Annotated in this window: 7 protein-coding genes; 3 read left to right on the forward strand and 4 right to left on the reverse strand. The window is 68.2% G+C overall.

What is annotated here, in order from left to right; translation table 11 throughout:
• Positions 1-499, forward strand: a 499-nt coding sequence (locus tag RMO97_RS15415; protein ID WP_310541927.1) for an acyl-CoA dehydrogenase family protein, incomplete at its 5' end; no start/stop codon positions are given.
• A 49-nt stretch (positions 500-548) separates the two neighbouring features.
• Here RMO97_RS15415 and RMO97_RS15420 read toward each other — a convergent pair.
• The gene (locus RMO97_RS15420) at positions 549-1,172 is read right to left on the reverse strand and encodes a TonB family protein (RefSeq protein WP_310541928.1); all 624 of its coding nucleotides are present in this window, start codon (positions 1,170-1,172) and stop codon (positions 549-551) included.
• A 302-nt stretch (positions 1,173-1,474) separates the two neighbouring features.
• Here RMO97_RS15420 and RMO97_RS15425 point away from each other — a divergent pair, with 302 nt between their 5' ends.
• Positions 1,475-3,262: an ATP-binding protein gene (locus tag RMO97_RS15425; protein ID WP_310541929.1), complete on the forward strand. Its 1,788-nt coding sequence runs from the start codon at positions 1,475-1,477 to the stop codon at positions 3,260-3,262.
• Between the two features lie 63 nt (positions 3,263-3,325).
• On the forward strand, positions 3,326-4,150 hold the full coding sequence (locus RMO97_RS15430) for a transglycosylase SLT domain-containing protein (protein ID WP_310541930.1): 825 nt from the start codon (positions 3,326-3,328) through the stop codon (positions 4,148-4,150).
• 651 nt (positions 4,151-4,801) lie between these two features.
• On the opposite strand, the gene RMO97_RS15435 is transcribed toward RMO97_RS15430, so the two are convergent.
• The 3 genes from RMO97_RS15435 to RMO97_RS15445 all read right to left on the reverse strand — a co-directional run.
• Positions 4,802-5,227 carry a GNAT family N-acetyltransferase gene (locus RMO97_RS15435; RefSeq protein WP_310541931.1) on the reverse strand — a complete coding sequence of 142 codons (426 nt, stop codon included), beginning with the start codon at positions 5,225-5,227 and terminating at the stop codon, positions 4,802-4,804.
• A gap of 123 nt (positions 5,228-5,350) precedes the next feature.
• Entirely contained in the window at positions 5,351-6,547 is a 1,197-nt protein-coding gene (locus RMO97_RS15440; RefSeq protein WP_310541932.1) for a CaiB/BaiF CoA-transferase family protein, read from the reverse strand.
• Between the two features lie 50 nt (positions 6,548-6,597).
• Positions 6,598-7,816, reverse strand: a 1,219-nt coding sequence (locus RMO97_RS15445; RefSeq protein WP_310541933.1) for an ATP-binding protein, incomplete at its 5' end; no start/stop codon positions are given.

Consider the following 7,816-nt stretch of genomic DNA (forward strand, 5'->3'; position numbering starts at 1 on the left):
GCCGGCCGGCGACCTGATTGGCGAGGAGGGGCGCGGCTTCTACTACCTGCTGGAGGGCCTGAACCCCGAGCGGGTGCTGTTCGGCGCCGAGGCCGTGGGTCTGGGCCGCGCGGCCCTCGCGAAGGCCACCTCCTACGCCAAGGAGCGGATCGTGTTTGGCCGGCCCATCGGCCAGAACCAGGGCGTGGCCCATCCCCTGGCGCGCTCTTGGGCCGAGCTGGAGGCCGCCAACCTGATGGCCTTCAAGGCCGCGGCCCTCTACGACGCCGGCCGTGACTGCGGGGCCGAGGCCAACGCCGCCAAGTACCTGGGCGGCGAGGCGGGCTTCAACGCCTGCGAGGCCGCGGTCCTGGCCCACGGCGGCATGGGCTACGCCAAGGAATACGACGTGGAGCGCTACTTCCGCGAAGTAATGATCGCCCGCATCGCGCCCATCAGCCGCGAGATGGTGCTCAACTACATCGCCGAGCGGGTGCTGGGCCTGCCCAAGAGCTACTGACACGACGTCATCCCGGACGGCCTGCAAGGCCGATCCGGGATGACGGTGATCAACTCCCCAGATTGAACCGGATCGGGATGCGCACGATGGCTCCGTCCACCGGCTGGCCGTCACGGGTCTGGGGGCTCATCCTGAAATAGGCCGCGAGCTTCAGGGCCGCCTGGCCGAAGCCGGCGTTGTCAGGGCTCTGCGCCACCACCTGGCAGGCGCTGACCGTCCCGTCGCCGCCCACCAGGCAGGCCAAGGTCGCGCCACCTTCGATGTTCCGGCGCATCGCGCTGTCAGGATAGAACCGCGCGAACTCCTTGGCGCCCGGTTTCCGCAACCACGTCGGCGAGGTGATCACCGGCGGCGCATCCGGAACCTCAATAAGCTTCGGAGGCGCCGCCGTCTGAGCGATGGTCTTCGGTGGCGGGCCTTCGATGATCTCGGTCTTGGGAAGCGGCGGCGCCTGAAGCGTATTGTCGGGCGTCGTCGTCGGGATCGGCGTCGCGCGCGGGCGGACCTGCGGCGAGACCTTCGGCTGCGCCTTGAGCGGGGTGTAGATCTCCACCTTGAAGCCAGGGTCCTCGACCACCGGCGGTTCCGCTGGCGGCGCCTGGAACCGCTGGGCGGCGAGATAGCCCACCAGGGCCACATGGGCCGCGATGGAGACTCCGATCGCCGCGGTCATGGCGCGGCGGCCCCTCGAACTGCCCGCGTGCCCGGCGGGAAACGGCTGTTGGACGACCATTGGCGACCTCCCTTTTGTTATCGTCACCGACAACAGGGTCGCGCGCCGATCGTGGCGGAGGCTTGACCTTGGGGAAGCTAAACCGTGTTCCTGTCATGGTCAGGTTGTGTCCGCTCAACCAAGCATCTGCGACGCTTGGTCGCAAGTATTCGACGGTAACCGAGATGGCGAAATACAAACCATTAATCACGGCGCAATCCGTTTTCTCCTAAGGTCTCGTGAGAATGAGGCGCGAACCAAAGATGTTCTCACGAGCCGTCGAGCCGCTGCCGTCGCAGGAGTTGGCGGCTGTCTATCGACCTGTCGTGCGCGGATACCTGATCGCGGCCGGCATCTACTATTTGATCATCACCGCCAGCCATCCGTTCTATGAGACCGGGTCGGATCTAATCATCCTGGCGGGCCTGTCAGCGATCTCCGCCGTGGTCTGCCTAGGCTTCCATCGCCTGCTGCGCGATCCGGGCTCGGCTCACTTGACCCTCGAGATGACGGCCCTGGCCGCCAACGCCCTGATCCTGGCCAATACCGTGGCCTATCTGTCGATCCATTTCGAAGCGGCCAAGCTGGTCTACTTCGTGATCATGGCCCTGGGCTTCGCCACGGTGGGGCCCAGCGTCCGCATTCTTGTCCCCTCCGTGGTGCTGGCCCTGACCGCCCTGGTGATCTTCGCGGGGCAGGCCGGTCCGGGCGCGGCGGGGCAATACGCCTTCGTTGGCCTGGCCGGGGCGTTCGGATCCATCGGCCTCTCGACCATGACCCGCGGCGTGGTGATGCGCGAGCTGCGCGCCCGCCTCGCCGCCGAGGCCTTGAACCGCCAGATCGAACAGGAACTGGCCACCAACCAGGCTCTTCGTGTCCAGGCGCAGGATCTGGCGCTGGCGGCCGACGCCGCCAACCGCAGCAAGACCGAATTCCTGGCCACCATGAGCCACGAGCTGCGCACACCCCTCAACGGCGTGCTGGGCATGGCCCAGGCCATGACCGCCGACCCGCTGTCCAAGGCCCAGCGGGCCCGGCTGGTGACCATCCAGGACTCCGGCCGCGCCCTGTTGGGGATCATCAATGATGTCCTCGACATCTCGAAGATCGAGGCGGGGCGGCTGGAGCTGTCGCCCTCGGTGTTCAACATGGCGGGCTTCGCCGACGACCTGGCCGGGCTCTATGGCGGTCTCGCCCAGGAGCGGGGCCTTGAGTTCCGTCTGGAGATCACGCCGGAGGCTAAGGGCTGGCGTCGCGGCGACGAGGTGCGCCTGCGGCAGGTGATCTCCAACCTGTTGTCCAATGCGCTGAAGTTCACCGAGGCCGGCTCCGTCGTCGCCCGCATCGAGGCTGACGGCGACCTGCTGAAGGTCAGCGTCACAGACACCGGCATGGGCGTCGCCCCGGAGCGCGCGCCGCAGCTTTTCGACAAGTTCGTGCAGGCCGACGCCTCCACGACTCGCAGGTTCGGAGGCGCGGGCCTGGGCCTGACCATCTGCCGCGAAATCCTTACCCTCATGGGCGGCGAGATCGACTTCACCAGCGTGGTGGGGGAGGGCGCCTGTTTCAGCTTCACCGCGCCGATGGTCCGTGCGGAGACCCCTACCTCGGTGACCCAGGTCATGGAGCCCAGCTTCGATGACGCCCTGCGGGTCCTGGTGGCCGACGACAATCCCACCAACCGGCTGGTGATCCGCACCCTGCTGGAACAGTTGGGGATAGACACGGTCACCGTCGACAGCGGCGCCGAGGCCATCGAGGCCTGGGAAGCCGGGGCCTGGTCGGCCATCCTCATGGACATCCACATGCCCGGGATGGACGGGCTGGAGGCCACCAAGGCCATCCGCGAGCGTGAGCGGACCGGAGGGCGTTCCCGCATCCCGATCATCGCCGTGACCGCCAGCGTGCTCAGCCACGAGACCGACGCCTATTTCGCCGCCGGCATGGACGACTTCATCGCCAAGCCCATCGAACTGCCCCGCCTGCTGGCCATTCTCGAGGACTGCCTCAACCGCGCCGAAGAGAGCGTCGTCCAGAGCGCCACGGGCTGAGTGCGCCCCTCCGCCGCAGCATGGTTAGCGCGCCGTTAACCATGTCGGTGCAAACCAGGGACCATGGCGATCCAGGGTCTGAGGGGCGCGGTCGAAGCCGCCATCCAACGTGCGTCCAACGCGACGGGCGTGGACTTCACGTTTCTGATGAAAACCGCCAACCGCGAGAGCGGCTATAATCCCCGCGCCAAGGCGTCGTCCTCGTCGGCCGCCGGCCTGTTCCAGTTCGTCGAGCAGACCTGGCTCTCCACCCTCAAGCAGCACGGCTCGAAATACGGCTACGCCCGCTACGCCGACCTGATCACCAAGGGCGCCAACGGCCGCTATTCGGTGAACGGGGCCGAGGCGCGCAAGGCGGTGATGGACCTGCGGCTCGACGCCCACGCCTCCTCGCTGATGGCGGGGGAACTGGCCTCCGACCACGCCTCCTATCTGAAGGGCCGCACGGGCCGCACCCCCACCGCCGGGGAGCTCTACGCCGCCCACTTCCTGGGACCGCAGGGCTCGGCCCGGCTGATCGAGGCGGCCAACACCCGCCCCGGCGCCTCGGCCGCCAGCCTGTTTCCCGACGCCGCCCAGGCCAACCGCTCGATCTTCTACCGCGACGGCCGGCCCGCCACTGTCGCCGAGGTCTACGCCAACCTCACCCGCACCGGCGGCATGGGCCGGGCCACCAGTCCCGCGCCGGAACCCGCCCAAGACGGCTTCATTCAGTACGCCTCGGCCCGCCGCACCGAGCGGATGAAGGAACAGGACGCCCTGGTGGACCTGATCCTGCGCGGCTCCCAGAGCCCCGACCGTGAGGGCTCCAGCTCGCGCCTCACCGGCTCGATCTTCTCCAGCGAGATGCTGCGGGTGCTGTCGGACGCACAGGACGGCAAGAGCTAGGTTTCTGACGCTGGCGCCCGCTTGGCGATCCCCTTGGGGCTAACGACGGCTCCACCGGCCTCGCCGAAAAGCGGACCCTCTCAATGGCTCAGTGTGCTGGGTTGCGGACGTTTATCTGTTAGCTTTGCCGAATGGTGACGTTCGGTCTTTTTCCGGGAAAGCAGCTGACGACAGCACCCGTGCCTAGTGGGTACGCGGGTGCCGCTATCCGGGCAGGCGAGCTCCACGAAAGTGTATTCTGCAGCCTCAAATGTTGGTCGATGGACGACTATGTGAGCCATTGGCGACGAACTGCCGAACGGACCATACACGAGGCGCAGGCTAGCCTTTTCTGCAGCGACCTCACGGAAGTGAACGCAACGCTACTCGTGGCATTCCCCGATTTCGAAGACTACAGGGTCGAACAGCGGGTCGTTCAGCGCGGAGAGTTGGTGCTTGAGGGCGATTTCTTTGCGATGGGTACCGACAGACCCTCCCCGTCCCGGGGCGCGTCATTCTGGTCGGTTACCAGACCAGAGATCGAGGCCTTCGTTCGGCTCAATTCTTAGGTCTGCGACGGGTCGCGAGCGGCCTTGGGCGAGGCCGCCGCAAGCAGACGTTCCCCGAGGGCGCCGGAACCGACTTGGTCGATGTCAGCCAGGGGGGGAGGACTCACGCGAGCCGCTTCACAAGCAGAAGGGTGGTGAGCCCGCTGGCCCATTCCTCGTCGGGATATCGGCCCTCTTCCCGGTAACCTCGGGCGGCGTAGAACGCCTGACTGCGAACATTGAAGGTATCGGTTTCGAGGCGGACCGATGAGAACCCTGCGTGAGCGATCTGAGCTTCAGCATGGTCCATCAGGCGTCGCCCGACGCCCTGCCGGGCATGCGCCGAGCGCACGTGAAGCGCGTTGATGAAGTCGCCATCCCAATCGACGAAGCCGGCGATTTCGCCGCCGACCTGCACGACCCGGAAGAGGAGCCCTCGCGCGCCGATGTAGGCGGCCGGTCGGTCTTCCTGGACGTAGGCCAGCGCAGCGCTCTCCGAGATGTTTGGTCGCCACGTCGATTCGAACGTGTCGAAGAGGACGCGCTGCAAGGCCGGTGCGTCCGCCGCCGTCGCCGGCCTCAGTATTGAACTTCCGTTGTCGCCCATCCGACAACCATAGAAGCGCCGCGAACGGTCGCAACGGGTGGTGAGCGATCGCGACCAGAGTCGCCGCTACGCCGCAGCCCCGCTCGCCATCATCGCGTCGATTTCGGCGTCGGAATAGCCGATCTCGCCCAGGACCACGCGGGTGTGTTCGCCGAGGCCGGGCGCCGCGGGGCGCTGGGTGGTTTCGACGCCCGGAAACTGGGCCGGGGAATTGGGTGAGCGGTAGGTTCCGCCGTGGCCGTCCTCCACCGCGATCAGGGCGCCGGCGGCTTCCACCTGCGGATCGGCGGCGACCTCAGCCGGCGTCTGGACCGGGGCCCAGACCAGGTCGGCCTCGTCCAGGCGCCGCGCGATTTCCTCGAAGTCGAAGGCCCCGAAGGCCGCCTCGAACTCGGCCACGAGCTCGCGGTTGTTGGCCTTGCGCGCCTTGCCGCCCTTGAAGCGCTCGTCCTCCAGCAGGTCGGGCCGCCCGCAGGCCTGGGCCAGTGCCGGCCAGTCAGAGCCGCCACCACGGGGATTGAGCACGAACCAGTGTTCGTCCCGGCTCTTGTAGAAGTTGGCCAGGGGGTCGAAGGGGTCGGTACGAGGACGGTTCGACGCCAGCTTGCCGAACACCAGTTGCACCGCCAGGTCCGAACCCACGACATAGGTGCCGGTGGCCAGCAGCGAGGTGGCCACCAGCCGGCCCTCTCCGGTCTTCTCCCGCTCATAGAGCGCCGCCAGGATCGCCGAGGTGGTGGCCAGCGAGGTGGTGTGGTCGCCCACCCCGGTGCGCAGGATGAAGGGGTCGGAGCCCTTGGGCGCGTGCATCCGGGCGACGCCGGCCCGCGACCAGAAGGCGGTGACGTCGAAGCCGGGCAGATGGGCGTCGGGTCCCTCCAGGCCATAGCCGGTGACCACGGCGTAGATCAGGCGGGGATTGGTCGCCCGCAGGGTCTGCTCGTCGAGGCTGTACTTCTTCAGGGAGGCGGGTCGCACATTGGTCAGGAAGACGTCGGCCTCAGCGGCGAGGCGGGCCAGCGCGTCGCGGCCCTCGGGCTTGGCGATGTCCAGCACCACGGCCCGCTTGCCGCGGTTGTCCATGCCGAAGGTGGGATTGCCGATGATCTCGCTCTTGGCGTCGGCGAACACGTGGCGCATCGGATCGCCCTGAGGCCGCTCGACCTTGATGACCTCCGCGCCCCAGTCGGCCAGGATGCCGGCCGCGCCGGGGGCGGCGATATAGGAGGCGAATTCGACGACCTTCAGACCCTTGAGCAGCACGCGCGTTCCCCACCTGTTGCCGGGGATCATGGTCGCTCGTGGCGTCGGCCTCAAGCGGTGAGGCGAGCGGCGGTGTCCTTGCGGGTCACGGCGACGGCGTCGGCGACGGCGCGGGCCACGGCGGCCACGCTGACCGGCTTGCGCAGGACCGCGTCAGCGCCGGCGTCGGTGCATTCCCTGGCTTCCTCCGCGTCACCGCCGATCACGGCGACGATGGGAACCTGAGCCGCGGCGCCCTCCAGACCCCGCACCGCCGTGATGGTGGCGGGGCCATCCATGTTGGGCATGCGGCCATCGATCATCAGCAGGTCAAATTCGCAGATCTTGGCCAGTTCGAAGGCGCGGCGGCCGTCGACGGCGTGGACCACCTGGTGACCCAGTTGCTCGATCACCGCGCGCAGCATGGCGGCGTTCAGGGCGTCATCCTCGGCGATCAGCACCTTCAGGGTGCGGCGCTCGGTGGGATCGGGGGCGACGACCTCCACGGCCTCAACCACCCTTTCGGCCGCCGCCTGCGCGTCATAGGGCAGTTCGAGGCGGAAGCAGGAGCCGACGCCGACCGCGCTGTGGGCCGTGAGGTCGCCTCCCATCAGGCGGGCGAGCTGGCGGGCCAGGGAGAGGCCGAGGCCTGCCCCGGAGGTCCCGGCGCTGGTGCGCTCGACGCGGGCGAAAGGCTCGAAGGCGTGCTCCAGCTCGTCGGGGGTGAGGCCCGGGCCGGTGTCGGCGATCTCGACCGCCAGGCGGCCGCCCGGGGTGATCTCGACACGAGCCTCGACCCGGCCACGGACGGAGAACTTCACGGCGTTACCGATCAGGTTGGCGATGATCTGCCGGGCCCGGTGCGCGTCGGCCAGGGCCGCGCCTGCGTGGGCGCCCTCCAGCTCCGGCGGCACGTGCAGGGTCAGCTCTAGCCCCTTCATAGAGGCGTTGGGGCGGTTGAGCAGCACCAGGTCGCGCAGCAGGGCCACGGGATCGAAGGGCCGGGTGTCCACCGACAGGCGGCCGGCCTCGGCGGTCTCGGAATCCAGGGTGGTGTTAAGCACCGCGATCAGGTCGTTGGCGGCGTCGAGGGCGGCGGTGAGCTGCTCGCGGGAAGGCGCGCCACGACCACTGCGGCCGGCGGCGGCGGCCAGGACGTGGGCGACCCCGGTCAGGCCGTTGCGGATCTCATGGCTCAGCGTCGCCACCAGGTCGGACTTGGACTGGGCCAGGCGCCTGGCCTCTTCCACCTTGCCCGCCCGGTCGGCGATCAGGATCTCGCGCTCGGCG

It is taken from the genome of Phenylobacterium sp., assembly GCF_031425575.1.
In the GTDB taxonomy this organism is placed as follows: domain Bacteria; phylum Pseudomonadota; class Alphaproteobacteria; order Caulobacterales; family Caulobacteraceae; genus Phenylobacterium.

Excerpts from the sequence above, each read along its gene's own strand:
- RMO97_RS15420 (WP_310541928.1), bottom strand. The coding sequence starts at position 1,172 with ATGACCGCGGCGATCGGAGTCTCCATCGCGGCCCATGTGGCCCTGGTG.
- RMO97_RS15425 (WP_310541929.1), top strand. The coding sequence starts at position 1,475 with ATGTTCTCACGAGCCGTCGAGCCGCTGCCGTCGCAGGAGTTGGCGGCT.
- RMO97_RS15430 (WP_310541930.1), top strand. The coding sequence starts at position 3,326 with ATGGCGATCCAGGGTCTGAGGGGCGCGGTCGAAGCCGCCATCCAACGT.